Raw genomic sequence first — 26064 nt, forward strand, 5'->3', positions numbered from 1 at the left:
GCCGGTAAAATTGGATCAAAAAGCTGCGAAAAATCGTCAGAAATCGATTGCCTCCCAGCGCATCCGAATCCGCCGGCCGTCGCCGGCTTGCAGGTCGCGCCAGTTCAATCCGATTCCGGCTGCAAACAGCAGCTGGCCGGCGACGGTATAGACCAACGGCAGGCGCAAACGCTCCCAGGCAGGAATATCGAGCGCCTGGTAATGATGTTTCAAGGAGCGTGTCGGGCGATTGCGCGCCGGTTTCAGCATCTCACCGCCACGGCGATATCCGAGAACCAAGTCTTGAGCGGCCAGCCATTCGGCATCAATCCCATCCTCCGCCGGCTCAAAATGGAGCCGCCCTCGATAGTCCCGGAAATCCATCCAATCCTCCCCCTGCCACCGGAAGGATAGGGACGACGCTTGCGGCGGCACTTGCCCCATTCTTGGCGTTACAAACACCTTGTTGCGATGGCGTCGGATGTGACAGTCGGGGTGCGACACGCACAGTTGCGCATCTTCCCGCGCCTCGAACAACTGCGAGCGCATTTCACCCAACCAGGAAGTCGAAGGCATGCGCACGCCACATGACGCGAGCCAATAGCGCAGCAGGTTATCAATCCGATCATGACTGAATGCTTTCAGTCTATCGAGATTAACCCCCTCTCCATCCCGGCACTTGGCAAGGTCGGACTCCGCCATTTCATCGAGCAAGCGGTGCGCGGATTGGGCATGTTGCGCCGACCGCGCGAATCGCAATTGATAGCCTGGAAAGTAACGAGCAAGCTCGGGCATCACGTGATGGCGCAAGGCGTTGCGCGCATAGCGCGGATCTGCATTCGACTCATCCTCGACGTAATCGATGGCGCACGCCGCCGCGAAGCGCTCTAATTCGGCACGCGCGATATCGAGAAACGGACGTGCCACAAGCAAGTTCGGATCGCCGAGCAGGTCCGGCGCGGAGTTGACGATTTCCATGCCGGACATGCCGGCCACACCGCAGCCTCGCAATAGCTGCAACAGGATTGTTTCAGCCTGATCGTCGAGATGATGGGCGGTCAGCAGCAGTCGCACCCGATGATGCCTGCAAAGCTCCCCGAGCGCCGCATAGCGGCCAAGTCGCGCTGCCTGTTCAAGCCCATGCCGGCTACGCTCACTCAGCGCCACCCGGCGCGCATCAAAGCGAATCCCGAGCCTCATGCATTCACGCTCGCAATGCGCCTGCCAGGTATCGGCATTGGAGCTGATTCCGTGATGGATGTGAAACGCGAACAGGATAACGCCGCGCGCCGCTGCATACCGCTGAGCCAGGTCCAGCAACACCGACGAGTCGAGCCCACCGCTATAGGCCACGGCAAGCGAAGGTGTCGCACTCTCCGCAGAAGCAGAAACGCGCGCCAGAATGACATCCAGCGCGCGTTCGAAGGCGTCGCTCAGCGACGCAGAGTGTTTTGCCGTCACGGCTTATTCGGGGGAATTGATTTCCTTGAATTTGCCGTAGCTGAGGAGCTTTTCATGGCGCGCTGCCAAAAGCTCCTTGGGTTTCATTCCCTGCAGCTGGCGTAGGGAATCAGCCAGCGCGCGCTTAAGCAACGCCGCCATCTGCTTCGGATCGCGATGCGCGCCGCCGAGCGGCTCGTTGACGATCTTGTCGACCAGATTCATCGCCTTCAGGCGATGCGCAGTCAGGCCAAGCGCCTCAGCCGCTTCCGGAGCGCGTTCGGATGTCTTCCACAGGATCGACGCGCAGCCTTCCGGCGAAATCACCGAATAAGTCGCATACTGCAGCATCAGGACGACGTCGCCCACCGCAATGGCCAATGCGCCACCGGAGCCGCCTTCGCCGATAATGGTCGCGATCAGCGGCACTTTCAATTCTGCCATTACATACAGGTTGTGGCCGATCGCTTCAGACTGGCCGCGCTCTTCCGCGTCGATGCCGGGAAAAGCGCCGGGCGTATCGACAAATGTGAAAATCGGCAGGCCGAATTTCTCCGCCACCTTCATCAGGCGCATCGCCTTGCGATAGCCTTCCGGCTTGGGCATGCCGAAGTTGCGCAGTGCGCGCTCCTTGGTATCGCGCCCTTTCTGATGACCAATCACCATGCAGGACTGGCCATTAAAACGCGCCAATCCACCGATGATCGACAGGTCGTCCGCATAGGTGCGGTCGCCGTGCAGCTCATGGAAATCCGTGAAGATCTCGTTCACGTAATCCATGGTATACGGGCGCTGCGGATGCCGCGCGATCTGCGATACCTGCCATGGCGTCAGCTTGGCGTAGATGTCCTTGGTAAGTTGCTGGCTTTTCTTCGACAGGCGATCGATCTCTTCCGAGATGTCGACGGCGGAATCGTCCTGCACGAAGCGCAGCTCTTCGATTTTTCCCTCGAGTTCGGCGATCGGCTGCTCGAAACCGAGAAAAGTTGTCTTGCTCATCGTGCCTCCTTTTATCTCAACACGAGACGGGTTCAATACACTACCGGCGCAGAATCGAGACTGCGCCACAGATACCATGTCGCGACGGTGCGCCACGGCTCCCAGTTGGCGGCCACCTCGCGCACATCGCTGCGGGATACCGGCTCGCCGGAAAAATAATTAACGCTAATACCCTTGAGCAACCCAACGTCGTCCAAGGGCAGAATATTCGGCCGGAGCAGATTAAATATCAAAAACATCTCTGCTGTCCAGCGTCCGATCCCGCGGATCTGAACCAATTCCGAGATGATTTCCTCGTCATCCATTTCAAGCCATCTCTCGGCATGCACGCGCTTGGCCTTGAAATGCTCAGCCAGATCGATCAAATACTCGGCTTTCCTCTTTGACAAGCCGCACGTTGCCAGTGTTTCAACGCCCGCTTTCAATACCTGCGCTGGAGTGCATTTCGGACATTGCGCCAGCAACCGCTGCCAGACCGCATCGGCAGCCTTCACCGAAATCTGCTGGCCGATGACTGCCCGCGTCAGCGTTGTGAAAGCCTCGCCGCGCGCCACGAGATGCATGTCGCCGAATTGCGGAATAATCTTGCGCATGATGCGGTCACGCTGCATCAGCTCTTCCTTGGCATCTTGCCAATAGACAGGAATGCCTGACTCCCTCGCTATAGACATGCCGCTTACGCCCTGCGCCACTCTGTCATGCCGCCTGGCTTGTCTTCAAGAACAATGCCATTGGCCAGCAGATCAGCCCGAATTCTGTCCGCCTCTGCAAAATTCCTCGCCTTCTTCGCCGCGGCCCTGGCTGCGATCTGTTCCGTGATCATCGCTTCGTCACAGCCACCTTGCTCGGCAGGTCCGGCTTGCAGAAACTCTTGCGGCACACGTTGCAACAATGCGACTGTCCCGGCTAATTCCTTCAATTGGCGGGCTAACGGCGCCGACTTGGTCTTGTTGACTTCATTGGCCAGGTCGAACAGCACGGCGATTGCAATCGGTGTATTGAAGTCATCGTTCATCGCCTCGGTAAAGCGCACGGCATGCACTTCGTCCTTATCTAGCGGCAAGGAATCGGGCGAGACTTCCTTTAACGCAGTATAGAGGCGAGTCAGGGCGTGCTTAGCATCATCCAGGTGGGCATCCGAATAATTCAACGGGCTGCGGTAGTGCGCGCGCAGGATGAAGAACCGCACTACTTCCGGATCATATTTTTTCAGGACATCGCGGATCGTGAAAAAATTGCCCAACGATTTGGACATCTTTTCATTGTCGACGCGGATGAATCCGTTATGCATCCAATAGTTCACGAAAGGGTGACGGTGCGCGCCCTCCGATTGCGCGATCTCGTTCTCGTGATGCGGGAATTGCAAATCTTCGCCGCCGCCATGGATGTCGAACTGTTCGCCGAGCAGATCGCAGCTCATTGCAGAACATTCGAGATGCCAGCCCGGACGGCCCTTGCCCCACGGCGAATCCCATTTCACTTCTGCCGGCTCAGACTCTTTGGCCGCCTTCCACAACACGAAATCAAGCGGGTCGCGCTTGCCGGTATTCAGCTCGACGCGCTCCCCTGCGCGCAAGTCGTCGAGTGACTTGCCGGAAAGCTTCCCGTAACCCGGAAAATCACGCACCGAATAATTCACGTCGCCGTCATTCGCCCGGTAGGCCAGGCCATTGCGTTCCAGTTTCTCGATCAGGCCAAGCATTTGCGGCACATAGTTGGTGGCACGCGGCTCATGGTCGGGTTTTTGAACCCCGAGCGCGGCGGCGTCCTGGTCCATCGCTTCGATAAAGCGCTGAGTCAGTCGAGAAATGGACTCCCCATTTTCAACGGCACGCTTGATGATCTTGTCGTCGATGTCGGTGATATTGCGCACATAAGTGACTTCCAGCCCCGATGCCCGCAACCAGCGCTGCACCATATCGAAAACCACCATTACGCGCGCATGTCCAAGATGGCAGAAGTCGTACACAGTCATGCCGCATACGTACATGCGAACTTTGCCGGCTTGCATAGGAACAAACGTCTGCTTTTCACGTGCGAGCGTGTTGTAGATCTTAATGGCGGTCATGGAAGGTTTTCCGTTTCGGCTGAGGATGCGTCACACACTTGGGCGAACAGCCTACGGACTTTTTCGGAGCGTTTATGTGACATTCTGCAACAGGGTCGCCGAACCCTCTTGTGATGGGTATTTTGATAAAATGCGCCTTTCGCCGCAGTATAACATCGAAGAAACCTCTCCCGGCGAAAGGGACAAGGAAGATACACAATCAATAATTGCCTGTAAAGAGATAAGGAACAAACGATGAAATATTCGCGTCGAGCTTTCGTTCAGCTGATGTCGGCCTTGGCTTTGACGGGAACGATGTACAGCGCCCAGGCGGCCGATACGCCACACGTATCGCTGAAGACCAACATGGGCGAGATCGTGCTCGAACTCTATCCGGAGAAGGCGCCGAAATCCGTCGCCAACTTCCTGCAGTACGTCAAGACCGGTCACTACAACGGGACGATCTTCCATCGCGTGATCGACAACTTCATGATCCAGGGCGGCGGCTTCGACAAGAGCATGGCGCAAAAGCCAACCAATCCGCCGATTGAAAACGAAGCAAAGAACGGCCTGAAGAACGAGCCCTATACGGTCGCAATGGCGCGTACCGCATCCCCGCATTCGGCGTCTGCCCAGTTCTTCATCAACGTCAAGAACAACAGCTTCCTCGACTATCCTAGCCAGGACGGCTGGGGATATGCCGTATTCGGCAAGGTCATCAAGGGCACCGACGTCGTCGACAAGATCAAGTCGGTCGAAACCACGACCGTTGGCCCGTTCCAGAACGTGCCGACCAAGCCGGTCGTGATCGAGTCGGCCTCCATCACCAAGTAACAACTCAACTTTTTAAGGATTCCCATGGCTGTTGTCCTCACTACCAATCATGGCAAAATCAAGCTCGAACTCGACGCTGAAAAAGCCCCCAAAACTGTTGAAAACTTCCTTTCGTATGTACGTTCCGGCCACTTCAACGGCACGATCTTCCACCGCGTTATCGATGGATTCATGATCCAGGGCGGCGGCTTCGAGCCTGGCATGAAGCAGAAGCCGACCGGCGAACCGATCGAAAACGAAGCAAAGAACGGCCTGAAGAACGAACCGTACACGATCGCGATGGCGCGCACCTCGTCCCCGCACTCGGCAACCGCCCAGTTCTTCATCAACGTCAAGAACAACAGCTTCCTCGACTATCCTGGCCAGGACGGCTGGGGTTACTGCGTCTTCGGCAAGGTCTCCGAAGGCACCGACATCGTCGACAAGATCAAGTCGGTCAAGACCACCCGTTCCGGCATGCATTCGGACGTACCGGTGGAAGACGTCGTCATTGAAAAAGCTGAAGAAGTCTAACCCTTCTGCAGACGCATGCACGATCCGAATCCAGGCTTGAAGGCCACGAAGAAAGCGCAATCGAAACCGGTTGCGCTTTTTGTTTCAGATGTTCATTTGCAGGCATCCATGCCGCGCACCACACAGGCATTTCTCGACTTTCTGAAACGTCATGCCGTCGACGCGCAACAGTTGTATCTGCTTGGCGATTTGTTCGAGTACTGGGCTGGGGACGATGATCTCGGGTCCAGCTACACCAAGCAGATCGTCGATGCATTACGTACGACAGGCGAAGCTGGCGTGAAAATTTTCTGGATCGCCGGGAATCGCGATTTCCTGGTCGGCGCGGAGTTTGCATTGGCAACAGGCGTAACGTTATTGCCAGATCCGACGGTCGAGACGCTATGCGGCCGGCGCATCGTGCTCACCCATGGCGACGCCCTGTGCACCGATGATTACGATTACATGGCGTTCCGGAACCAGGTGAGGACGCCGGGGTGGCAAACCCAGTTCCTGGCGATGCCTCTGGCACAGCGCAAGGCCATCATCGAAGGGCTACGCAACGGAAGCCGCGAAGCACAACGCGGCAAGTCATACGACATCATGGACGTGAATGCGGGAGCGACCGCAGCTCTGTTCGATGCTACAGTTGCCACAGTCATGATTCATGGTCACACGCATCGACCGGCATGCCATGAATATTCAAGCGACGGCCAATTGCGGCTGCGCTACGTGCTCCCCGACTGGGATTGCGAGGCAAACGCGGCGCGCGGCGGATGGCTCGCACTGAACGCCGACGGCTCTATCACGCACTTCAGGTTTGACGGTTCTAGTCAAACTGTTTCTTGAAATTGTCGAACTGCGCGCTGAGCCGCTCAACCTCGCCGCGCAGCCATACCACCTCCGCCTCGAGCTGCGCCACGCGGTCCTGGCGTGGCACCTCGGCCGCGCCGGAGAAACCGGCTGCGGTTTCCTGCCGCTCGATCACTTCTTCGCCTGCCAACAGATGCGCGTAGCGCGCCTCTTTCGTGCCCGGCGCGCGCGCAAGGCGCGCTACCAGCGGCGGGAACTTATCGATCAGGAACTGCAACCCCTGCTCCACGTCCGCCACAGTTGCGAATTCATGCAACCGTCCGCTGCGCGAACGGATCTCGCCGGCGGTCTGAATTCCACGCAGCATCAAAATTGTCAGCACCGCAAGCTTGTCCTGCTCGAGCGACCACTTCATCCGCATCCGGTGCTCGTACTTCGCCACCCGCGCGCCGGCCTGTCGCACCTCGGATACCAGCTTTCTCTGTGCCAGGCGCTGCAAGACGTCCTGCACCGTCTCCTCGGAAATCGACATCACCGGATCTCGACTGGACAATTGGTTGCAGCCGTTGGTCAGCGCATTGAGCGACAAGGGATAATTATCCGGCGTGAGCGCCTCTTTTTCCGCCAATACGGCGAGCACACGCACCTCGAACGGATCGAGCACTTCCCGCCCGTCCGCAGAAGCATCCGCCAGTTGCGGCGCAATCGTGTCAGTCACAGCAACATCCTCATTCAACCAACTTATTCAATTTCGCAGGATCGAAATGATCAGACTGCGGCAATACTTCACAATTCAAGCCGGCCGCATTTAACGCAGCGATAATTTCCTGCATCTGCCGCTCCTGGGCGACCGCGCGGTCGATTAACTGGTGCAAGGCGGTCGACAGCGGATCGTCGCCGCTGTTGGGTGTCACGCCGTAGGCCGCGAACACACGCGCCGCAGCTTCTTCGCGCTGCCTGTTGGCGTCCTTTTGCATGATGTGGGCGGGATTGCCGACTGCCGTCGCACCCGCAGGCACTTCCTTCACCACCACGGCATTGGAGCCGACCTTCGCCCCTTCGCCGACCGTAAATCCACCCAAGACCTTGGCCCCCGCACCGATAATCACGCCGCGCCCCAAGGTCGGATGGCGCTTGGCGCCCTTGCTTAACGAAGTGCCGCCCAGCGTTACGCCTTGATAAATGGTGCAATCGTCACCGATCTCGGCCGTTTCTCCGATCACGACGCCAAAACCATGGTCGATGAAAACTCTCCGCCCGATCGTCGCGCCAGGGTGAATCTCAATCCCGGTAAGGCCGCGCGCAATGTGCGAAATGAACCGTCCCAGCCATTTCAGCCCGTGCACCCAGCACAGATGTGCCCAACGGTGCATCATGATCGCGTGCAACCCCGGATAACAAGTCAGCACTTCCCATGCGGTACGGGCAGCGGGGTCACGCTCGATAATGCTGGAAATGTCTTCGCGGATGCGGCTGAACATAAAAATGCAGATGGCTTGTTGAAACCGTAATGTTATCGCGTTGATTGCGTCCACGAAACCAGGGAGGTGCGCCTCCCTTCGCGCGCGGCAAGCGCCGCCCGCGTACGTCTGACAGGGTAGGAGGCGAGTTATGCCAGCGCGATCCGCTGGCGTCGCGCTTCGTACAGGCATACGCCGGACGCCACTGAGACGTTCAGGCTTTCCACCGCACCATGCATCGGTATGCTGACCAGTACATCGCAAGTTTCACGCGTCAGCCGCCTCATGCCTTCCCCCTCCGAACCCATTACCAGCGCAACTGGCCCCTTAAAGTCGGCTTCATAGAGATTTTTCTCTGCATCGTCAGTTGTACCGATCAGCCAGACGTCGCGTTCCTTGAGCTCTCGCATGGTGCGAGCAAGGTTGGTGACAGTGATATAGGGAACCGTATCGGCGGCACCGCTGGCAACCTTGGCAGCGGTCGCATTCAGTCCGACAGCGCGGTCTTTAGGCGCAATCACTGCGTGCGCTCCGGCGCCGTCGGCCACACGGAGGCATGCTCCCAGGTTATGCGGGTCCGTGATGCCGTCCAGAATCAGCAGCAAGGGAGGTCCTTCGATCGCATCGAGCAGTTCGTCGAGATTGCGCGCAAGCGAAAGCTCTCCTGCCTTGGCGACAACGCCTTGATGACGGCGCGTACCCACCATGCCGTCGAGTCGCTGTCCATCCGCATGGATAATGCGCACCTTGGCGCCTTCCGCTGCGCGTAGCAGGTCAGTCATGCGGCGATCATGGCGGCTGGCATCGACATACATTTCCTCGATCGAGGACGCATCGTGGCGCAGCCGGGCTGTCACGGCGTGAAAGCCAAAAATCATTTTACTTTTCATGTCTTATCTTTTTTTCTTCCCGGCCTTGCCGGGCTTTGCCCGCGCATTGGCGGATCGGGAGGGCTTGCTTGCGCCAGACAGCGACTTCGCACGCTTGTCCTTTGCAGGCTTGCCTGCCTCGGACTTGCGTGGCGTCTTTGCCGAAGCCGTTTTTGCCGGCGCTTTCTTTTCGCGGGCATGTTCGGCGTCGGCACGACGCGCCTCGTTTCTCAGCACGGTCCGAATGCCAGGTTCGTTCACCAACCGCAAATCGATCTTGCGCGCATCCAGGTCGACCCTGCTCACCTGCACTGTCACGCGGTCAGTCAACTGATAGCGGATGCCGGTACGCTCGCCGCGCAGCTCATGGCGAACTTCATCGTACTGGAAGTAGTCCGCGCCCAGCTCGGTAACATGCACCATCCCTTCGATGAACAATGTGTCGAGCTGCACGAAAATGCCGAACGGGGCAACCCCGGAAATCGTGCCGGTAAATTCCTCGCCGAGTTTGTCGCGAATGAAATAGCACTTCAGCCAGGCTTCGACGTCGCGCGACGCTTCGTCCGCACGACGCTCGTTGGCAGAGCAGTGAATGCCGAGCGACTCCCAGATTGCGAGCTCTCCCTCTTTCCTTTTCTTGCCCGCTGCCTTGTCCTCGGCAAGCATCTTGCGCGCAGCCGGCGACAATGTCGTATTCAGGCTGCCGATATCGATTCCCTTCGGCTCGTAGCGCTTACCCTGCAGGATCGCCTTGATCGCCCGATGCGTCAGCAAATCCGGATAACGTCGGATCGGGCTGGTGAAATGCGCATACGCCTCATAGGCCAGTCCGAAGTGACCGATGTTGTCAGGACTGTACACTGCCTGCTGCATCGAGCGCAGCAGCATGGTCTGCAGCAGTACCGCATCCGGACGCAGTTTGATCTTCGGTATCAGCTCGGCATAGTCCGAGGCGGTCGGCGTATCCCCACCTCCCAGGTGCAACCCCATTTGCTTGAGGAAGGTTCTGACTTGGTTGAGCTTTTCCTTGGATGGCGCCGCATGCACACGATACATGCCGGGATGCTTGTGCCGCGCCAGCAGGTCTGCTGCACAAACGTTAGCCGCCAGCATGCACTCCTCAATCAGGCGGTGTGCGTCATTGCGCGTGCGCGGCAAAATCTGTTCAATCTTGCCTGCCGCATTGCAGACGATATAGGTTTCGGTCGTTTCGAAATCGATCGCACCACGCTTCTGGCGTGCATGCAATAGCGCATTGAACACGTCGTACAGGTTCAGCAAATACGGCACCAGGGCATGGCGCTTGGCAGCCTCCGCCCCCTTGGTGTTTTCCAGGATGGCGGCGACCTCGGTGTAGGTCAGCCGGGCAGCCGAATGGATCACCGCTGGATAAAACTGGTAAGCCTTGATTTCGCCCTTGGCGGTAATGACTGCGTCGCAGACGAGTGTCAGGCGATCGACATCGGGATTCAATGAGCACAGCCCATTGGAGAGCTTCTCCGGCAGCATCGGGATCACCCGCCGCGGAAAGTATACGGAAGTACTGCGCTCCAATGCGTCGGCATCGAGTGCATCGTTCGGCTTCACATAGTGGCTCACATCGGCGATCGCGACAATCAGTCGAAATGCCTTGCTGCGCCCGACCTTTACAGGTTCGCAGTAAACGGCATCGTCGAAGTCGCGCGCATCCTCGCCATCGATCGTCACCATGGGAATGTCGCGCAAATCGACGCGGTCGGCCAGATCGGCGGGGCGCACTTGCGCCGGCAGCTTGGCAGCCTGCTTTTTCGCCGCATCGGAAAATTCGTGTGGCACGCCATACTTGCGTACCGCAATTTCGATTTCCATACCAGGATCGTCGATGTCTCCCAGGACTTCGACGATCTTCCCGACCGGCTGCGTATAGCGTGACGGCTGCTCCAGCAACTCCACGCTCACAACCTGCCCTGTCTTCGCCTTGCCTGGCGAGCCGGACAGAAGGATATCCTGCCCGATTCTCTTGTCTTCAGGCGCGACGATCCAAACGCCGTTCTCGTTCAGCAGACGACCGATCACGTGCGTATTGGCACGTTCGACGACCTCGACGATCGTTCCTTCCGGGCGTCCTCGGCGGTCGGTGCCGACAATGCGAATCTGCACGCGATCACCGTGCAAGACCTTCTGCATTTCCTTTTCCGGCAAAAAGACGTCATCGCCGCCCTCGTCCGGCATCAGGAAACCGTAGCCTTCCCGGTGGCTGCTCACCCTGCCTTCGATAAAGTTGGCGTGATGCGTGAGTTGGTATTGGCCGCTTCGATTCGGCTTGATCTGACCGTCACGTTCCATTGCATTCAGACGGCGCATCAAGCCGTCCATTTCATTGGGTTTGACGGCGAGTGCCGCAGCCAGGGCGTGCGCATCCTGCGGTTCGGCCGCAGTGCGCAGGATGCCGAGAATTTCCTCCCGGCTGGGAATGGTGTAGGAGAATTGGTTCAAATGGGTGCTTCTATTCATTATTATTAATACGGGCTTAAGTGTAACGGAGGACTCCGTATTTACCTAACCCCAACTTTCGTAAAAATCCATTGCATCAGTGAATTGACATCCATTGGGATTCCGCTATAATTCTGATCTTTCGCATCGCCCAGATGGCGGAATTGGTAGACGCACTAGGTTCAGGTCCTAGCGGTGGCAACACTGTGGAGGTTCGAGTCCTCTTCTGGGCACCACTCTCATGCAGTGGTCATGGCGACATGACGCCAGCACACTCTTCAGCCCAGATGGCGGAATTGGTAGACGCGCAACGTTGAGGTCGTTGTGTCTTAGGACGTGGAGGTTCGAGTCCTCTTCTGGGCACCATTCTCGCAGCAGTCCCGCCTTGGCGGATGCCTTCGCTCCCCCTGGCGGGGCTTGCCCAGAAAAATACTATCCTTCTTCGAATTACGCGCTGCGGGCGGAAAGTATCCACCGCGTGTCGGCAGTCTTGCCTCCTCTTTCCTGAAACAGACCGGCGCACCAAACGCCGGCTATCCTTTGCAAAGGCCTCCGGCTAGCCCAGAGAATTCACGGCGCGCTGGGCCTGCTCGATTGCCGCAGCCAGTACATGGTTGGGCGCCGCGCTGATCGCATCGATGATCGGCGGAAGTGTCTCGCGCAGCCATTTCACTTCATCTTCGAGCGCGTAAAGGCGGCCTTCCTGCTGTTGCCTGTCGACGATGACGGCCAGGCGGCTGAGAATTTCAGTTCCGACAGGTTCATTGGTTATCAGGGTCCACAGTAATCCCATCATCTGCAGTTCCCCGATATGGCCCATGTCGAGCCAGTCAGTGTCGAGCGAGATCAGCGCGACGCGCGCAGGCAATTCTGTTTTGATCAGATGCTTTGCGTTACCGGGCAGCAGGGCATTGCGGGGGACATGTTTTTTTTTCATCGTTGCTCTGAAAATACTGAGATGCTGTTGCTGATCGGACTGTAGCACGCCCCGCCTTGCCGGGAGCCTTTTTACATGATTATCGGCAACATTTTTATCTAACAGCATCGACAGGGCATGTTCGGCCACTCTCGCTTTTGCCCGGGAACCGTCCACCCATTTCTTAGTCGTGCAAGGCTGCCTTCGCCGCTTCTTCCGGCGACAATCCGTCATAGAACATGTCGGTGAACCACTCGACCTGTTCCTCGATATGTTCTTGTGCCTGGGCAAGCGTAGCGCCGCCGGCCACCAGAAATCCTTCCACTTCCGTGCACCACTGAATTAACGCTTCGGTTTCCGGATCAAGCTTCTCTTTTTTCGCCATCGGATTTTCCTCTTCCTGTAAATGATGTGATCGCTTCAGCCAGGATCACAATGCTGCCGTCGTCCTGATTACCGTAACACGGCTAATGAGGAATTCACCGTCTACCACGGTTCGGTGCGGAATGCCGATCACATTGAATCCCGGCCCGCCATCGTCGAGCCAGCGTTGCGCCATCGGATCGAACTCCTGCGGCTTGATGCGGAGCATTTGCGCGGTGATGACAAACTGCGCGCCGGCTTTTTGTTTTCTTACCAAATCCTCAATGGAAGCCATACCTCACCTTTTCCGTCGTGACTGCCCATCATAAAGCAGTTTTCCGGAGAGATTCTATCGAGGCAACCGGTTTCAGCGGCGCCCACGAAGAGATCAATCTTTTCATCAACATCCATGAAGCTGAAAAACCATCCACATGGATGGGAACTGGATGGTGATTGGCTGGTCATAACGTGAAAGGAGACACTCATGGGACGCGAGATCGTTGTGCAGGATAACCGGGCGAAACCCGGCGACACCGAGAAAATCACCATTAACCTCGGGCCGATCGACCTCGGCCAGATCGACTTGCTGGTGCAGGAAGGTTTCTATTCCAACCGCACGGATCTCATCCGTACCGCGATCCGCAACCAGTTGCAGTTACACGGCGACGTGATCAAACAAACGGTCGCGCGCAAAAGCCTCGTTCTTGGCTTGCAACATTACACCCGTGCCGACCTGGAGGCGGTGCGGGACTCCGGACAGAAGCTGCAGATACAGGTGCTGGGGCTGGCAAGCATCGGCGCGGATGTCACGCCCGAACTGGCGCTGGCCGCCATCGACTCTGTCACCGTGCTGGGTGCCTTGCACGCCAGCGCAGCCGTCAAGGCCGCCTTGGCCGGACGGATACATTAACTACTTACGAAAGAATGCCATGAAAATCGACGAAGGTTTTCTCGCGCAAATGCGCGAAGCCGCAAAGATCCTGCAAAACGACGGCCCGATGGCCGCCACGGCCGCCATCCAGCGCGCCCTGCACGGCGCCGGCGCGGCAGATACGCCCGCGCCGCAAGCGGATTGGACCCGCTACCTGCCGAAGGCACCGGAACTGCGCGGTAGCGACGCGCCGCATGCCACAGAGGCGCAGCCGAGCGCACATTCGCCCGATCGCATACGTGCGCAGCTCCATAAATTCCAGCGCGCGTGGCCGGGGGCGATGGCCAGCCAGGAGATCGAGGATGTCGAAGCCAGGGAGGAGGTCGCCGACCTGGCGGGCAAGGGCCGTTTCCTGTCCGGCTCGTGCACCAGCCACGCCGGGACGCGCGCCTACAAGCTGTACGTCCCGAGCGGCTACACCGGTCAGGCGCTGCCTCTGGTCGTCATGCTGCATGGCTGCACGCAGCATCCGGATGATTTCGCCGCCGGCACCGGCATGAACGCCGCCGCCGAAGAGCGCAACTGCTTTGTCGTGTATCCGGCCCAGATCAAGTCGGCAAACACTTCGAACTGCTGGAACTGGTTCAACACCGGCGACCAGCGCCGAGATCAGGGCGAGCCTGCCATCATCGCCGACATTACGCGTGCCATCGTCCGCGAATACGCCATCGACACCGGTCGCATCTATGTTGCCGGCCTGTCCGCGGGCGGGGCCATGGCGGCAGTGATGGGCGCGACCTATCCGGACCTGTATGCCGCGATCGGCATACACTCGGGGCTCCCGTACGCCGTCGCGCACGACATGCCTTCGGCGTTCGCGGCGATGAAAAGCCGCAAGATCAAGGCCTCGGCACGCAAGACGGGATGCAAGCCGGCGAAGCCGTTCGGGCACACCATGCCGGTCATCGTGTTCCATGGCGATCGCGATGCCACCGTCGATCCTGCCAACGGCGAGCTGGCGTTGGCGCAGTGCATACCGTCGCCGGACGCGAACGGCAAGGTGGAAAGCGGCAAGGTTCACAATGGCAGAACGTATACGCGAACGGTTCTGCACGACGAGCAAGGCAAAGCCATCGCGGAAAAATGGATCGTGCACGGTGCCGGGCATGCATGGTCCGGCGGCAGCACCAGGGGGTCGTACACCGATCCGCAAGGGCCGGATGCATCGCGTGAAATGCTCCGCTTCTTCCAGGTGCACGGGCGAAATGCGCCGTCGAGCAAACCTGCGGCGTGACCTGGCCGGCTTTTGCGCTGGCGCGAAAGGGAGGGCAGGGCGGGCTAGCCCGCCTGCTCTTTAGTGAACGGAGCGAACAGCAGGAGCTCGGCGTCTGCCGGGGCTAACGGCTTGCTGAAGAAATAGCCTTGCATTTCGTCGCATCCATGCTCGCGCAAGAAGCTTTCCTGCGCCGCGGTTTCCACGCCTTCCGCGACGACCGTCAGGCGCAGGGTTTTACCCATCGCGATAATCGCTTCCGTAATGGCACGGTCTTCGCTATTCGTTTCCAGCTCGCGAATGAATGAACGGTCCACCTTCAGGATATCGATCGGGAAGCGCTTGATCTGCCCGAGCGACGAATAGCCCGTGCCGAAATCATCGATCGCAAGCCGCACTCCCATCCTTTTGAGGGCCCCCAGCAGCTGCCGCGCATGTTCGGGATCGTCGATGACCATGCTTTCCGTGATTTCCAGCTCCAGCAAGCCTGGCGCCATTCCTGTCTCTTGCAAGATGGAGGCGATATCATCGAGCAGGCAGGGATCGCTGAACTGGCGCACTGACAGATTCACCGCCATGGAAATCGGCGGCAGCCCGTGGCGCTGCCATTGCACCAGCTGCGCGCATGCGTTTTTCAGCACCCACTTGCCGATCTCGATGATGAGTCCGGTGTCTTCCGCAACCGGAATGAACTGCGCCGGCGGCACGCTGCCAAGCTCGAGGTTATTCCAGCGCAGCAGCGCCTCGACGCCGGTAATTCGCCCCCCGGCCAGATGGCGCTTGGCCTGGTATTGCAATGACAATTCGCCGCGCTCCAGGGCGTGGCGCAGATTGTTTTCCATGACCAGGCGTTCCAGCGATTGCGTGCGGATATTGTTCGTATAGAACTGGAAATTATTCTTGCCCTGATCCTTCGCGTAATACATTGCGATATCGGCGTTTTTCATGAGCGACTGCTCGTTTTCACCGTCCTGCGGATAGACGGCAATGCCGATGCTGGCGCTCACCCGGCATTCGCGCCCCGCCACCATGAGCGGTTCCGTGGCGGCGGCCAGCAGATCGGCCGCCAGGGTAGCGGCGCGGCCATGTTCGGACAGGTCCGGCATGAGCACCACAAATTCGTCGCCGCCCAGGCGGGCAATCACTTCATCGCCCTGTAGCACGCCCTCGAAACGCCTCGCCACTTCCACCAGGAGCTTGTCGCCGGCATCATGGCCGAACGTGTCGTTGATGAACTTGAAGCGATCCAGGTCCATGAACAGCACGCCCACACGGCTGCCGCTGCGCTGCGCATGCAGGATCGCGCTGCTCAGCAGGTGGGCGAACATCATGCGGTTGGGCAGCCCGGTCAGGCCGTCATGGGTTGCCAGGTGATGAATTCGCTCTTCCGCCAGTTTCTGGTCCGTGATCTCGCGCGACACGCCGCGGTATCCGCTGAATTTGCCGTCCTGGCCGAAGACGGGCTCGCCGCTGACGCTGATGAAATACGGCCGCCCGTCCGCCAGGCGCCGGTGCATGACGACATCGCGAAACGGTTTGCGGGCGGCCAGCACGGCGTGGTGCGACTGCCATCCTGCGCCGCCATCGATGTTCAGGCCGGCTTCCCACGGCCGCTTGCCGAGGAAGGAAAGCTGGGCCGCCCCCGCGTTTTCGTGGCGGCTCTCCATGCGGGTGTAGCGATACTCGGCATCCTGTTCCCAATACCAGTCGGACGACAGGTTGGTCAATGCGCGAAAACGCGCTTCGCTCTCGCGCAGCGCCTGCTCGATCTGGCGCCGGGCCGTGACATCGCGCACCATGCCGCGAAAGCCAGCCGCCTGACCGTCGCTATTGCGCACCAGCTGCACCGAGCCTTCGCCCCAGCGGATGCTGCCATCCTTGCGCACCATCGGCCAGTCGAAGCTGCGGGACGGCAGGCCGGTTCGGTAGACCTGGTTGAAAATCCCGAAAATGACGCGGGCGAATTCCGGCGTCTGGAACATCCGGCTGCTCTTGCCGATGAGTTCCTCGGCGCCGTAGCCGAGCATGCGTCCCATCGCGTCATTGCACAGGACGAAATTACCCAAGAGATCGACTTCGTAATAGGGATCTTCGATCGTTTCGAGGATGCCGCGATATTTTTCTTCACTCTCGCGCAATGCCTGTTCGACCTTGCGCCGCGCGGTGACGTCGCGCAGGAAGCCGCAGAATCCGGCCGGATTGCCGCCGGCATTGCGTACCAGTTGCACCGTGCCTTCGCCGAGCACCGTGGTGCCGTCCTTGCAGATGAGCGACCAGTCGAAACTGTCCGCGGCCTGGCCGGTTCGGAACACCTGGTTGAACGTCTGAAAAATCTTTTCAGCCATGTCTGGCGCCTGGAATCCCCGGTAATTCTGGCCGATCAGTTCGTCTGCCGTATATCCCAGCATGCGCAGGAAGGCGCCGTTGCACATGACGAGATTCCCGGTCAAATCCACTTCGTAATACGCATCGCTGGCCGAGTCGAGGATGCCGCGATATTTTTCCTCGCTTGCGCGCACGGCTCGTTCCATCGTCCGGGAGTCGGTCACGCGCTCCACCGTGCCGCGAAACCCGATGGTCCGACCTTCCTCGTCAGTTACCGGCCGCGCCGTGATGTCGCCGCTCAGTTCGGTGCCATCCTTGCGAAGGAATGAGCAGCGCGCGTTTTCAAGCGGCACGCCGGTGCGGTAGAGCGTGCTGAAGAGGTCGTAGGCGTGCGCAGCGGCCGCCTCGGACTGGAGCTGGCGATGGTTCATGCCCGTCAGTTCGGACATGGCATAGCCGAGCAGGCGGCTTAAGGCGCTGTTAAACATCACGAGATTGCCGCGCAAATCCACTTCGTAGTACGCGGCGTCGAAGGTGTCCAATATCGCGCGAATGGCCACATCGCTTGCCAGCGCCGCGCCGCGCATGACCTTGGTCATCGCTGCCTCCCCCAGGCGTGCCTGCCATCCGTGGCGAGCGCATAGCCGGGATCATGGATGAAATATGTCTGCATGCCGCCACTCCTCGTCGTGGACATGATTGCACTCCATTTGGAGTTCAATCAATTTATTTCATACTAGCAACAAATCATGCTTGTTGTCGCCACCCTCTTGCAAGCGTCGGAAGCCTTTTCCCTGCCTGCTCACGACGGAACATGCGTACGCAACAGCTTCGGGCTAAGGCAATTCGTCCGGCGTATACTGCGTCTGGGCAATATATTTGCACCGGCTCCTGGTACTGGCCGGCGTAGCGTTTTGCGGGGTGCTACTGCTCCGGATTGCCTTAAAACGGATTTCATCCACGCCCTTGGCACGGTGGCGAGCGCACTCGCCGCGACAGAACGCCCGCAGCACAACGAACGGCTTCAGGAGCAGGCAAAGGCGCGCCGCCGTTTCACGATATGAATGAAGGACTCTCAAGATGATGATGGAAGCGACCTACGTTCCCGGGTATGCGCCGGCCGAGGCAGAGCGCAAACCGGAGCGCGTGCCGGAACCCAACGCAGGGCGTCTGCCGGGCCGCATACCGGGTAATCGGGGTATGTGGGTTGGCATTACCTGCGAATTCGTCGAATTCGCGCTAATGTTTTCCGTGTACTTCATCGCCCGGTATCACTATCCGGACGCCTTCCGGCAGGGGCCGGAGCTGATCTGGACGACGGCCGGCGTGGTCAATACGCTGATCATGGTGACCAGCAGCTTTTTCGTGGCCTGTTCGCTTGCATCGGTCAAGAATGCGCAAATTCGCCGCGCCAAGTACTGGCTGGCAGCGGCGATCGTGACGGCCTTGGGCTATCCCATCGTCAAGCTGCTGGAAGTCGATTGGAACCTGGCGCACGGCATCGATGGCAAGGCCGGGATTTTTTACACCGTCTATTACTACCTGACCTTCAACCACCTTGTGCATGCCTGCTGGGGAATCCTGGGCATGTGCTGGGCATTTTTCAGGTTATCGACGAATGCCTATTCGGCCGAGCAGCACGACGGGCTCGAAGCGCTGGCATGCTACTGGCACGCGACCGACATTATCTGGCTTGCGCTTTTTCCGCTGTTTTACGTATTGGCTTGAACGATGAATCAGACTGCAAAAAAAGTGCTGCCGGTCCGGGCCTGGCTGGCCCTTCTTGCGCTCACCGGCGTCAGCCTGGCATTGGGGCAAAAGGCCGGTCATGCCTCCTGGATGCCTGTCGTTGTCGCCGCCATCATCTGGATCAAAGGAACGGTGGTGGCACGCCACTTTCTGGAATCGCGCACGGCACATCCGTTCATCGCCTGGCTGCTGCGCGTCTTCGTGGCAATCGCGCCTGTCGCATTGCTGCTCACGACGTGGCTGGAACGCTAGCGGCTTGGTTCCTTCTGCGGGCAGGCCGTTCCGTCACGGCGTGACGGAATGCACCCGCTTCAGGCAGCGCAATGCGAAGGTCGAGCGGGAATGGCGAATGCCGGGAATCTTGTACAGCTTTTGGCGGAGAAACCGTTCGTAGCCCTCCGTGCCGGAGACCGCCACCTTGATCAGGTAGTCGTAGTCGCCGGTGAGCAGATAAGCTTCCATGACTTCCGGCAGCTCCGCCAGCGCATCGCCGAAGCGCTGGAAAATGTCATCGTCATGCCGCTCCAGTGTGACCTCGATGATGACCGTGTCCGGCAAGCCGAGCGCGCGCTGGTCGAGGATCGCGACATATTCATTGATGAAGCCCGCTTCCTCCAGCGCCTTGACCCGGTTCCAGCACGGCGTGGGAGACAGGTTCACCATTTCGGCCAGCTTCTGGTTGCTAATGCGGCCATCGCGACTCAAGGTGCGCAGGATCTTGCGATCGATTTCATCCAGCTGGTTATCCTTCATTGCGATTCTTTCTTTTGCGATTATTTGCCAATGAAGGGATATTATCTATGGGACTTATTATTGGTAGAAGAAGTTACTGCATTTTTATGTTTTTGCTCTGAAAAACAAAAGCACATTCTGGCGGGCCAGCTGTAACATTTTCACGTGCTCACAAGGCGCAACAAAGTCGCATTCCACCGCCTTCCCGCACCAAGGGAAGGCGGAAATGCTCCGGTTTCCGGCAATCCGCCCAGGGAGATTGCAAGGCAACGTCCGCCGCGCCAGCCGCTCGTTTGAGTTCGCCATTCCTCCAAGATATAATCGTGCGCTTATTTATGCCATGAATGGGTTGCCGACAGTGGCTCAGATTCGCTAGAGCAGGACCAGAACGAGTGTTCATGCGGATAGCGGCGTGAACTATAGCCTGCTTTTTTCGACTTTGATCGCACCTGCCTATGACGCGAGCGTCACCGCGTACACACTTCCACAGCTCGAAACTCCTTCGATGTCTTGCTGACCTGTCCCTTGTGGATGCGGCCGACTCCGGGGGGGCATTTGCGGAACAGCTGGGCCTGTGGATTCACTTTGCCGATGCCATCGCGCTGTCTGCCGTGCATAGCGACTGCATCGCCAGCGCGCCAAAAACACGGCACGGCATGCAGCACAAAGGGCCTGCAGTCGTGCATGCCGATGCCGAATTCGACCGCATCCAAGCGCTCTTGATGAATTCCATCAGGAAGAGTTTCTCGCCCGGCTTGGGCAAGGCGCACATCACGCTGCCCACGCCAATACTCGAGCTGCCGTTGGATGTTGCCGCGGCTTACGCGCCGTACCGCCGGTTTTATGAAGCGCATCAGCGCGACATGGAATTGAGCATTCAACCCTTGAGGGTCAACATCCGTGCAGCGGTGGCGAAGACGTCGCCCGAGCTCGGGAAGCTGGCCGACCTCGACGCGGCGCTCGAAAAGATACTGCGCGATCGCGAGAGGCAATTGCTGTCGAAAGTGCCGGTGCTTCTCCGGAAGCGGTTCGATTACTTGTTCAAGGAACATCAGCAGAGGCTTGCCGATACCGGGCAGGCAGACAACCCTGCCGGCTGGACGCAAGCGGGCGGCTGGCTGGCGCGCTTTTTCCATGACATGCAAATGCTGCTGCTGGCTGAAGCGGAGCTTCGCCTGCAGCCGGCAATGGGACTCATTGAAGCATTCAAACAAGAGACGCAATGAACAGACATTTATTTACAGTCGCCTTTCTTTTGGGCGCGCTCGGGATCGTTTGGGTAGGCGTCGGGTTTATCGATTCCAGTTTTCTGGCGCTGGGGATGACGGCGGCCATCGGCGCCGTCTATGCATATGGCGCGCTCGAACTGCACCGGTTCCGGCAGGCGACCGCCACCTTGGCAGCCGCGCTGGCGGCGATTCCGGAAAACCTGACGGAGCTCAGCGACTGGCTGGCCGGCGTGCATCCTTCTCTGCAAAATTCCGTGCGCTTGCGCATCGAGGGCGAACGTGCCGGCTTGCCCGGCCCATCCCTCACGCCATACCTGGCCGGGCTGCTGGTCATGCTGGGGATGCTCGGCACGTTTCTGGGCATGGTCGTCACGCTCAAGGGGGCCGTCTTTGCACTGGAAAAAACCGCCGATCTTCAGGCAATGCGCTCCGCGCTTTCGGTGCCGGTCATGGGGCTGGGCCTGGCGTTCGGCACCTCGGTGGCGGGCGTTGCCGCCTCCGCGATGCTGGGCTTGATGTCGGCGCTGAGCCGACGCGAAAGAATGCAGGCGGCGCAGCTGCTGGACACCCGGATTGCCACGGTCTTGCGCCGTTTTTCACTGGTACATCAGCGCCAGGAAACCTTCCGGGCGCTGCAGCTGCAATCCCAGGCCTTGCCGCAGGTCGTCGATAAATTGCAGGCGATGATGGCGCAGATGGAGGGCATGAGCCAGCAGCTGAACCAGCGCCTGCTCAGCAATCAGGAAGACTTCCACGCCAATGTCAAAGGCGTCTATACCGATCTGGCACGCGCAGTCGATCAATCCCTGCGCGAGAGCTTGAGCCAGAGCGCGCATGCCGCCGGCGAAAGCCTCAAGCCCGTGGTCGAGGCGGCAATGAGCGGGGTCGCCCGCGAGGCGCAGTTGATGCACGAACGCACGACCGATACCGTGCAGGCGCAGCTCGACGGGCTTTCCGCGCGATTCGGCGATACCGCAACCAAGGTAGCGGACACCTGGGCGGCGGCACTGAAGAACCACGAACAGGCAAGCGCCGGCCTCGTCGCCAGCGTGGGCCGCTCGCTCGATGCATTCAACGAGACGTTCGAGCAGCGTACCGATGCCCTCGTGACCCAAGTCGGCGAGGCTTACGCCGGCTTGCAGGACGCTCAGATGGAACGCGACACGCAGCGGCAGCAGGCATGGACGCAGTCGCTGGAAACCATGGCGACGGCGCTCAGTCGCGCATGGCAAGAAGCGGGCGCGCAAACGCTTTCACAGCAGCAGAAGATCTGCGACACCCTCAAGCAGACCGCGCACGACATCACCGAACAAGTGCAGGCAGGCGCGACTCATTCGCTCGCCGAGACAACACGCCTGGTCGCTTCCGCCGAAGAACTGATGCGCTCCCGCATCGCTTCCGAAGCGCAGTGGATTGAACAGCATCGCGAACGCATGGATCAACTGGCAAGCCTGCTGCGCTCGGAACTCGGCGCCCTCAGGGACGACGAAGCGGCGCGCGGCCATGCAGCGGTTGAACGGCTGGGTCAATTGCAAGCGGCGCTGACGCGCCATTTGACGACTCTGGGTACCGCCCTGGAAGAACCGATCGCGCGGCTCATCGAAACTGCTTCGGAAGCGCCGCGCGCGGCGGCGGAAGTCATCGGGCAGTTGCGCCAGCAAATCTCCGGCAGCGTGGCGCGCGACAACGAACTGCTTGAGGAACGCAGCCGCATCATGGCAACGCTCAACGCGCTGCTTGGCGCGATCAATCATGCTTCCCTTGAGCAGCGCGCCGTGATCGATTCCCTGGTGTCGTCTTCCGCGAAGGCGCTCGATGCCACCGCCAGCGCATTTGCCGACAATGTCGCCGCCGAAGCCGCCAAGCTGTCCGACATTGCCGCCCACGTCACCAGCAGCGCCGTCGACGTATCGAGCCTCTCCGAAGCCTTTGGCTTTGCCGTGCAGGCGTTCAATGAAGCCAATGAAAAACTGATCGCGAACCTGCAGCGCATGGAGGGCGCGATGGACAAGTCCATGTCGAGAAGCGACGAGCAACTCGCCTATTACGTGGCCCAGGCACGGGAAATCATCGATCTTTCCATGATGTCGCAAAAGGAAATCGTCGAAGCGCTGCGCCGGCTGCCGGCGAAGCAGGGCAATTTTGCCGAAGAGGTCAGGTAATGGAGGACAGTGACGCAGACGTCGAACACGGCGCGCCGGTCTGGACCGTTTTTGGCGATTTGATGTCAGGCTTGCTGGGCGCGTTTGTGCTGGTTCTGGTGGGCGTGATGGCGGTCCAGATGGAGTTGACGTCGCACCTGCAGGATGAAGTGAAAAAGCGCCAGCTCGAAGAGCAGCGCCGCATGAGCCTGGAAAAGGCGCTGGCCATTCCGCTCGCCTCGGGACGGATCACCCTGAACAATGGCCGCATCGGCATCAGCGGGCAAGTCCTGTTCGCGCTCAATTCGGATCAGCTGCAGCCGGAAGGCCGGCAGCTGTTGAATAGCCTTGTCACGCCGCTGCGGGCGTATCTGACGGCGCGCGATGAGCTGCTCATGGTGAGCGGGTTTACCGATGACAAGCCGGTGCGGGGAGGGCCGTTCGCGGACAATTGGGAACTGTCGGCCCAGCGCGCCCTGACGGTCACCCGCACCCTGATCGAGGAAGGAATGCCGTCTTCCATGGTCTTTGCGGCGGCCTTCGGTTCCGAGCAGCCCGTCAGGGCCAATACCGATGACGCCGCGCGCGCGCAAAACCGGCGGGTGGAAATGGCGCCCGTGCCGAAAACCGCCAATGCCAAACCGCCGCACCATGAATGAGTCGGATCGCAGGGGAATTGCGCCGGCGCCGCCGGAATCCTCCCCCGAGGTCGACGCGCTGATCGCTTCCCTGCGCGCGGCAGGCGCGAACCGGTTCGACCCGACGGGCTGGCACTATGTTGAAGTGCTGGCCAAACGTGCAGCCGCGCATCAGGGAAGCGTCAGGCGCATACTCGACGCGCGGCTGGTGCGCGCGCTGACGGCGCTGCAGGCGCGCGTCGAGCGTGCGCAGTGCGATGCCAGGGAAACGCTCGCCCGGGGCGTGCAGCAATATCCGCATGCGGCCGCCGATCTGCAGCGGCTCCATGACGCCGGCGATGTCAAAGGATTGCGACGGCTGGTCGCCACACTGCAGGCCAACGAACGATGTGCCTCGCTGGGGGCGCTGGTGCGCCAACTCGAACAGCATTCCCCGGATCATGCCGAAGCGCAGCGTGAAGGAATTGCCGGGCCGCGTTCCGAACTGAAGGCCATACGGAATTTCAGGAACACCTGGGCAAAACTGAGTGTGAACAAACAGGTTGCACAGGCGCTTGAGCAAGCCCCGAAGAATGCCGGTCCGATCAATTCCCACATGCTGGTGCTCCGCTCGCTGTCACTGATGCGCGATATCTCGCCCGATTATCTCAACTGGTTTATGTCGTACGCCGATACCTTGCTTGCTCTCGACCAAGGCGAGAAAGAAAAAACGGCTTCCCCCAAAAAAGGCCCGGCGGCGAGGGCGGCAAAAAAATAGGCTGTCGCTGCGGCTTTCTTCCGGCCAGAGATTTTTCCACGAAGCGGCAGGCACATCGCGTCCGAGCTCCAGGAAAGCTACAATTTCCCACATTGCCTCGACCTTTGCCGCGTATCCGACCTGATGAAATTTCTGCCATCGATCCTGGGCTTGATATTGCTGGCCGGCTGTGCGGGCGGGCCGCCGATTGATCACAGTTATACGTCCGTCGCCCAGGACAGTCGCGTGCGCTATGTGATCCTGCATTACACGGAGGGCGATTTCCCGCGCGCGCTGCAGGTCCTGACCCGGGGCGGCGTGAGCAGCCACTACCTGATCTCGGATCGTCCCGCGCAGATTTATCAGTTGGTGGATGAAAACCGGCGCGCCTATCACGCCGGGGTGAGCGCATGGAAATCCGACGCCCAGCTCAATTTCAGTTCGATCGGCATCGAGCTAGTCAATCCCGGCTATCGCGATACGCCAGAGGGGCGAGTGTATTTTGCTTATCCGCCGGAGCAGATCGCGTTGCTGATCGACTTGCTCAAGCAAATCGTCGCGCGGCACCAAATCGCGCCGGACCGGATTTTAGGCCACAACGAAATTGCACCCCAGCGCAAGTCTGATCCCGGCCCGATGTTCCCCTGGCAGCGACTCGCGCAAGCCGGTCTGATCTCCTGGCCCGACGCCGCGCAGGTGGCACTGCGGCGGCAGGCGTTCGAGCAGCAGTTGCCCGACGCGCTCTGGTTCCAGCATAAGTTAACGTTGCATGGCTACGTTTTGCCCTGCAGCGGACTATGGGACGACGCGACGCGGCAAGTCCTGGTGGCATTCCAGATGAAGTACCGTCCGGGTCGTTTCGACGGCCTTCCCGATGCCGAAACGGCGGCACTCCTCGATGTGCTGATTTCAGGCCAGGAGGCAGCGCCGGCCGGGGCCGGCAACGCTATGCCGCCTGCTTGTGCGGCGCATACTGCGCCGTGATCCGCGAAATGGCTTGCTGGCCTTGCGCAATCGCCTGCGCTGCGGCTTCGCGCATCCGGTCGGACTCGGTTTTCGTCAGAGCATGCCTGCGCACTCCCTGTTCTGCCATTTCGAACGCGTCGCGCTGCAGCAGGCGCAGCGCGCTGCGGTGCCTTTCCGCTTCGCCGAGGATTTGTTCATACTGCACGGAGGGTGCCAGTTGCTTGGCGACATAGGCAAATGAGCGGACGATCAAATCGGCATCTGACGTGATTTGTATTTTCATAACTAATCCCTGAGCGAAATGGTGATACAAGGCATATAACGCCTTGCCCTGCAATTCGGTCGACGCACTCACAAAAACTTACGAATCTTTTTTTTAGAATTGCATGAAAGACAATTCCATGCCTACTGAAAAAATAAACCGGGAAAAGCCGGACCGATGACGGTCCCTGGCATGTCTGCCCCTTGATGTCGGAATGAACATGAAACCTTATCGGGAGCACGGGCACTAACGGATGTGACCGTTCTGCAGCTTCTTTTTGGAGGAAATTTCATGGCAGCAAATACGAAAAACAAGTATCCGGCCGACAAGGCTGGCACCAAGTACAGCGAATTCAAGAACACGAAGCGTACTCCTCCGGGCAAGGTGCATCGGGAGACAAAGCAATCCGGAACGGCTGATCGGACAGCCGGCAAGACGGCATAGCCTAGCTTGCGCAG

27 protein-coding genes and 2 tRNA genes are annotated in these 26064 nt (G+C 59.3%); 15 read left to right on the forward strand and 14 right to left on the reverse strand.

Annotation, left to right across the window (positions count from 1 at the left end):
- Nucleotides 1-36 precede the first annotated feature (36 nt).
- The 4 genes from tilS to cysS are packed head-to-tail and all read right to left on the reverse strand — an operon-like array spanning nt 37 to nt 4486.
- The gene (tilS, locus tag TSA66_RS17465) at nt 37-1440 is read right to left on the reverse strand and encodes a tRNA lysidine(34) synthetase TilS (RefSeq protein WP_052452402.1); all 1404 of its coding nucleotides are present in this window, start codon (nt 1438-1440) and stop codon (nt 37-39) included.
- A gap of 3 nt (nt 1441-1443) precedes the next feature.
- On the reverse strand, nt 1444-2418 hold the full coding sequence (locus TSA66_RS17470) for an acetyl-CoA carboxylase carboxyltransferase subunit alpha (protein ID WP_040040867.1): 975 nt from the start codon (nt 2416-2418) through the stop codon (nt 1444-1446).
- Nucleotides 2419-2450: 32 nt separating this feature from the next.
- Complete coding sequence (locus TSA66_RS17475; protein WP_040042717.1) at nt 2451-3089, reverse strand: DNA-3-methyladenine glycosylase family protein; 639 nt, start codon at nt 3087-3089, stop codon at nt 2451-2453.
- A 5-nt stretch (nt 3090-3094) separates the two neighbouring features.
- Nucleotides 3095-4486, reverse strand: coding sequence for a cysteine--tRNA ligase (cysS, locus tag TSA66_RS17480; protein WP_040040868.1), 1392 nt, complete (start codon nt 4484-4486; stop codon nt 3095-3097).
- A gap of 234 nt (nt 4487-4720) precedes the next feature.
- On the opposite strand from cysS, the gene TSA66_RS17485 reads away from it, so the two are divergent.
- Genes TSA66_RS17485 through TSA66_RS17495 form a run of 3 tightly spaced genes read left to right on the forward strand, consistent with a single transcriptional unit; the run spans nt 4721 to nt 6640 of the window.
- On the forward strand, nt 4721-5299 hold the full coding sequence (locus TSA66_RS17485; protein WP_040040869.1) for a peptidylprolyl isomerase: 579 nt from the start codon (nt 4721-4723) through the stop codon (nt 5297-5299).
- A gap of 24 nt (nt 5300-5323) precedes the next feature.
- Nucleotides 5324-5812: a peptidylprolyl isomerase gene (locus tag TSA66_RS17490; RefSeq protein WP_040040870.1), complete on the forward strand. Its 489-nt coding sequence runs from the start codon at nt 5324-5326 to the stop codon at nt 5810-5812.
- Between the two features lie 15 nt (nt 5813-5827).
- Nucleotides 5828-6640, forward strand: coding sequence for a UDP-2,3-diacylglucosamine diphosphatase (locus tag TSA66_RS17495; protein ID WP_040040871.1), 813 nt, complete (start codon nt 5828-5830; stop codon nt 6638-6640).
- On the opposite strand, the gene TSA66_RS17500 is transcribed toward TSA66_RS17495, so the two are convergent.
- From TSA66_RS17500 to rnr, 4 genes are all read right to left on the reverse strand, one after another.
- The gene (locus TSA66_RS17500) at nt 6621-7322 is read right to left on the reverse strand and encodes a YceH family protein (protein WP_040042718.1); all 702 of its coding nucleotides are present in this window, start codon (nt 7320-7322) and stop codon (nt 6621-6623) included. The two genes, TSA66_RS17495 and TSA66_RS17500, sit on opposite strands and share 20 nt — an antisense overlap.
- A gap of 10 nt (nt 7323-7332) precedes the next feature.
- A complete protein-coding gene (gene cysE, locus TSA66_RS17505; protein WP_040040872.1) occupies nt 7333-8085 on the reverse strand; it encodes a serine O-acetyltransferase in 753 nt (250 codons plus the stop codon).
- A 128-nt stretch (nt 8086-8213) separates the two neighbouring features.
- On the reverse strand, nt 8214-8954 hold the full coding sequence (gene rlmB / locus TSA66_RS17510; RefSeq protein WP_040040873.1) for a 23S rRNA (guanosine(2251)-2'-O)-methyltransferase RlmB: 741 nt from the start codon (nt 8952-8954) through the stop codon (nt 8214-8216).
- Nucleotides 8955-8957: 3 nt separating this feature from the next.
- Nucleotides 8958-11408, reverse strand: coding sequence for a ribonuclease R (rnr, locus tag TSA66_RS17515; RefSeq protein WP_040040874.1), 2451 nt, complete (start codon nt 11406-11408; stop codon nt 8958-8960).
- 146 nt (nt 11409-11554) lie between these two features.
- Here rnr and TSA66_RS17520 point away from each other — a divergent pair.
- Both TSA66_RS17520 and TSA66_RS17525 read left to right on the forward strand, forming a co-directional pair.
- Nucleotides 11555-11641: transfer RNA gene (locus tag TSA66_RS17520), tRNA-Leu, on the forward strand.
- A gap of 45 nt (nt 11642-11686) precedes the next feature.
- A tRNA-Leu gene (locus TSA66_RS17525) sits at nt 11687-11771 on the forward strand.
- Nucleotides 11772-11961: 190 nt separating this feature from the next.
- Here the strand turns inward: TSA66_RS17525 and TSA66_RS17530 are convergent.
- From TSA66_RS17530 to TSA66_RS17540, 3 genes are read right to left on the reverse strand one after another with little or no spacing between them, the layout of a single operon-like run.
- Nucleotides 11962-12471, reverse strand: a complete 510-nt coding sequence (locus tag TSA66_RS17530; protein WP_157691721.1) for a hypothetical protein — start codon at nt 12469-12471, stop codon at nt 11962-11964.
- Between the two features lie 34 nt (nt 12472-12505).
- Nucleotides 12506-12706 carry a hypothetical protein gene (locus tag TSA66_RS17535; protein ID WP_040040876.1) on the reverse strand — a complete coding sequence of 67 codons (201 nt, stop codon included), beginning with the start codon at nt 12704-12706 and terminating at the stop codon, nt 12506-12508.
- Between the two features lie 45 nt (nt 12707-12751).
- A complete protein-coding gene (locus TSA66_RS17540; RefSeq protein WP_040040877.1) occupies nt 12752-12979 on the reverse strand; it encodes a hypothetical protein in 228 nt (75 codons plus the stop codon).
- Nucleotides 12980-13168: 189 nt separating this feature from the next.
- Between TSA66_RS17540 and TSA66_RS17545 the strand changes: the two genes are divergently transcribed.
- Both TSA66_RS17545 and TSA66_RS17550 read left to right on the forward strand, forming a co-directional pair.
- Nucleotides 13169-13594: a CopG family transcriptional regulator gene (locus tag TSA66_RS17545; protein WP_040040878.1), complete on the forward strand. Its 426-nt coding sequence runs from the start codon at nt 13169-13171 to the stop codon at nt 13592-13594.
- Between the two features lie 19 nt (nt 13595-13613).
- Nucleotides 13614-14849: an extracellular catalytic domain type 1 short-chain-length polyhydroxyalkanoate depolymerase gene (locus TSA66_RS17550; RefSeq protein ID WP_040040879.1), complete on the forward strand. Its 1236-nt coding sequence runs from the start codon at nt 13614-13616 to the stop codon at nt 14847-14849.
- A gap of 44 nt (nt 14850-14893) precedes the next feature.
- Here the strand turns inward: TSA66_RS17550 and TSA66_RS25715 are convergent, their stop codons facing one another.
- The gene (locus TSA66_RS25715) at nt 14894-17752 is read right to left on the reverse strand and encodes an EAL domain-containing protein (protein WP_052452404.1); all 2859 of its coding nucleotides are present in this window, start codon (nt 17750-17752) and stop codon (nt 14894-14896) included.
- 481 nt (nt 17753-18233) lie between these two features.
- Between TSA66_RS25715 and TSA66_RS17560 the strand changes: the two genes are divergently transcribed.
- The gene (locus TSA66_RS17560) at nt 18234-18881 is read left to right on the forward strand and encodes a cytochrome c oxidase subunit 3 family protein (protein WP_198358837.1); all 648 of its coding nucleotides are present in this window, start codon (nt 18234-18236) and stop codon (nt 18879-18881) included.
- Nucleotides 18882-18884: 3 nt separating this feature from the next.
- A complete protein-coding gene (locus tag TSA66_RS17565; RefSeq protein ID WP_040040880.1) occupies nt 18885-19154 on the forward strand; it encodes a hypothetical protein in 270 nt (89 codons plus the stop codon).
- Nucleotides 19155-19187: 33 nt separating this feature from the next.
- Here TSA66_RS17565 and TSA66_RS17570 read toward each other — a convergent pair whose 3' ends face one another.
- Entirely contained in the window at nt 19188-19655 is a 468-nt protein-coding gene (locus tag TSA66_RS17570) for an Lrp/AsnC family transcriptional regulator (RefSeq protein ID WP_040040881.1), read from the reverse strand.
- Between the two features lie 434 nt (nt 19656-20089).
- On the opposite strand from TSA66_RS17570, the gene TSA66_RS17575 reads away from it, so the two are divergent.
- From TSA66_RS17575 to TSA66_RS17595, 5 genes are all read left to right on the forward strand, one after another.
- Nucleotides 20090-20860, forward strand: coding sequence for a DUF3348 domain-containing protein (locus tag TSA66_RS17575; RefSeq protein ID WP_040040882.1), 771 nt, complete (start codon nt 20090-20092; stop codon nt 20858-20860).
- A complete protein-coding gene (locus tag TSA66_RS17580; RefSeq protein ID WP_040040883.1) occupies nt 20857-23025 on the forward strand; it encodes a DUF802 domain-containing protein in 2169 nt (722 codons plus the stop codon). Before TSA66_RS17575 ends, TSA66_RS17580 begins: the two co-directional genes overlap by 4 nt.
- Nucleotides 23025-23663 (forward strand): OmpA family protein, encoded by a 639-nt coding sequence (locus TSA66_RS17585; protein ID WP_040040884.1) that lies wholly within the window; start codon nt 23025-23027, stop codon nt 23661-23663. Before TSA66_RS17580 ends, TSA66_RS17585 begins: the two co-directional genes overlap by 1 nt.
- A complete protein-coding gene (locus TSA66_RS17590; RefSeq protein WP_198358838.1) occupies nt 23656-24399 on the forward strand; it encodes a DUF2894 domain-containing protein in 744 nt (247 codons plus the stop codon). The genes TSA66_RS17585 and TSA66_RS17590 overlap by 8 nt, the downstream gene beginning before the upstream one ends.
- A 123-nt stretch (nt 24400-24522) precedes the next feature.
- Nucleotides 24523-25362, forward strand: a complete 840-nt coding sequence (locus TSA66_RS17595; RefSeq protein WP_084199689.1) for an N-acetylmuramoyl-L-alanine amidase — start codon at nt 24523-24525, stop codon at nt 25360-25362.
- Here the strand turns inward: TSA66_RS17595 and TSA66_RS17600 are convergent.
- Nucleotides 25325-25627: a hypothetical protein gene (locus TSA66_RS17600; protein WP_040040885.1), complete on the reverse strand. Its 303-nt coding sequence runs from the start codon at nt 25625-25627 to the stop codon at nt 25325-25327. The genes TSA66_RS17595 and TSA66_RS17600 overlap by 38 nt on opposite strands.
- Nucleotides 25628-25897: 270 nt before the next feature.
- Here TSA66_RS17600 and TSA66_RS27090 point away from each other — a divergent pair, with 270 nt between their 5' ends.
- Nucleotides 25898-26050, forward strand: coding sequence for a hypothetical protein (locus TSA66_RS27090; protein ID WP_157691722.1), 153 nt, complete (start codon nt 25898-25900; stop codon nt 26048-26050).
- Nucleotides 26051-26064 lie beyond the last annotated feature (14 nt).

This window comes from Noviherbaspirillum autotrophicum (genome assembly GCF_000818395.1).
In the GTDB taxonomy this organism is placed as follows: domain Bacteria; phylum Pseudomonadota; class Gammaproteobacteria; order Burkholderiales; family Burkholderiaceae_D; genus Noviherbaspirillum; species Noviherbaspirillum autotrophicum.

What these genes read in the sequence shown, in the direction of transcription:
- TSA66_RS17485 (WP_040040869.1), top strand. Translation starts at nt 4,721, where the DNA reads ATGAAATATTCGCGTCGAGCTTTCGTTCAGCTGATGTCGGCCTTGGCT.
- TSA66_RS25715 (WP_052452404.1), bottom strand. Translation starts at nt 17,752, where the DNA reads ATGACCAAGGTCATGCGCGGCGCGGCGCTGGCAAGCGATGTGGCCATT.
- TSA66_RS17595 (WP_084199689.1), top strand. Translation starts at nt 24,523, where the DNA reads ATGAAATTTCTGCCATCGATCCTGGGCTTGATATTGCTGGCCGGCTGT.
- TSA66_RS17470 (WP_040040867.1), bottom strand. Translation starts at nt 2,418, where the DNA reads ATGAGCAAGACAACTTTTCTCGGTTTCGAGCAGCCGATCGCCGAACTC.
- TSA66_RS17585 (WP_040040884.1), top strand. Translation starts at nt 23,025, where the DNA reads ATGGAGGACAGTGACGCAGACGTCGAACACGGCGCGCCGGTCTGGACC.
- cysE (WP_040040872.1), bottom strand. Translation starts at nt 8,085, where the DNA reads ATGTTCAGCCGCATCCGCGAAGACATTTCCAGCATTATCGAGCGTGAC.
- TSA66_RS27090 (WP_157691722.1), top strand. Translation starts at nt 25,898, where the DNA reads ATGGCAGCAAATACGAAAAACAAGTATCCGGCCGACAAGGCTGGCACC.
- TSA66_RS17590 (WP_198358838.1), top strand. Translation starts at nt 23,656, where the DNA reads ATGAATGAGTCGGATCGCAGGGGAATTGCGCCGGCGCCGCCGGAATCC.
- TSA66_RS17495 (WP_040040871.1), top strand. Translation starts at nt 5,828, where the DNA reads ATGCACGATCCGAATCCAGGCTTGAAGGCCACGAAGAAAGCGCAATCG.
- TSA66_RS17540 (WP_040040877.1), bottom strand. Translation starts at nt 12,979, where the DNA reads ATGGCTTCCATTGAGGATTTGGTAAGAAAACAAAAAGCCGGCGCGCAG.
- TSA66_RS17600 (WP_040040885.1), bottom strand. Translation starts at nt 25,627, where the DNA reads ATGAAAATACAAATCACGTCAGATGCCGATTTGATCGTCCGCTCATTT.
- TSA66_RS17550 (WP_040040879.1), top strand. Translation starts at nt 13,614, where the DNA reads ATGAAAATCGACGAAGGTTTTCTCGCGCAAATGCGCGAAGCCGCAAAG.
- TSA66_RS17545 (WP_040040878.1), top strand. Translation starts at nt 13,169, where the DNA reads ATGGGACGCGAGATCGTTGTGCAGGATAACCGGGCGAAACCCGGCGAC.
- cysS (WP_040040868.1), bottom strand. Translation starts at nt 4,486, where the DNA reads ATGACCGCCATTAAGATCTACAACACGCTCGCACGTGAAAAGCAGACG.
- TSA66_RS17560 (WP_198358837.1), top strand. Translation starts at nt 18,234, where the DNA reads ATGATGATGGAAGCGACCTACGTTCCCGGGTATGCGCCGGCCGAGGCA.
- TSA66_RS17565 (WP_040040880.1), top strand. Translation starts at nt 18,885, where the DNA reads ATGAATCAGACTGCAAAAAAAGTGCTGCCGGTCCGGGCCTGGCTGGCC.
- rlmB (WP_040040873.1), bottom strand. Translation starts at nt 8,954, where the DNA reads ATGAAAAGTAAAATGATTTTTGGCTTTCACGCCGTGACAGCCCGGCTG.
- TSA66_RS17490 (WP_040040870.1), top strand. Translation starts at nt 5,324, where the DNA reads ATGGCTGTTGTCCTCACTACCAATCATGGCAAAATCAAGCTCGAACTC.
- TSA66_RS17570 (WP_040040881.1), bottom strand. Translation starts at nt 19,655, where the DNA reads ATGAAGGATAACCAGCTGGATGAAATCGATCGCAAGATCCTGCGCACC.
- TSA66_RS17575 (WP_040040882.1), top strand. Translation starts at nt 20,090, where the DNA reads ATGACGCGAGCGTCACCGCGTACACACTTCCACAGCTCGAAACTCCTT.
- TSA66_RS17580 (WP_040040883.1), top strand. Translation starts at nt 20,857, where the DNA reads ATGAACAGACATTTATTTACAGTCGCCTTTCTTTTGGGCGCGCTCGGG.
- TSA66_RS17535 (WP_040040876.1), bottom strand. Translation starts at nt 12,706, where the DNA reads ATGGCGAAAAAAGAGAAGCTTGATCCGGAAACCGAAGCGTTAATTCAG.
- TSA66_RS17475 (WP_040042717.1), bottom strand. Translation starts at nt 3,089, where the DNA reads ATGTCTATAGCGAGGGAGTCAGGCATTCCTGTCTATTGGCAAGATGCC.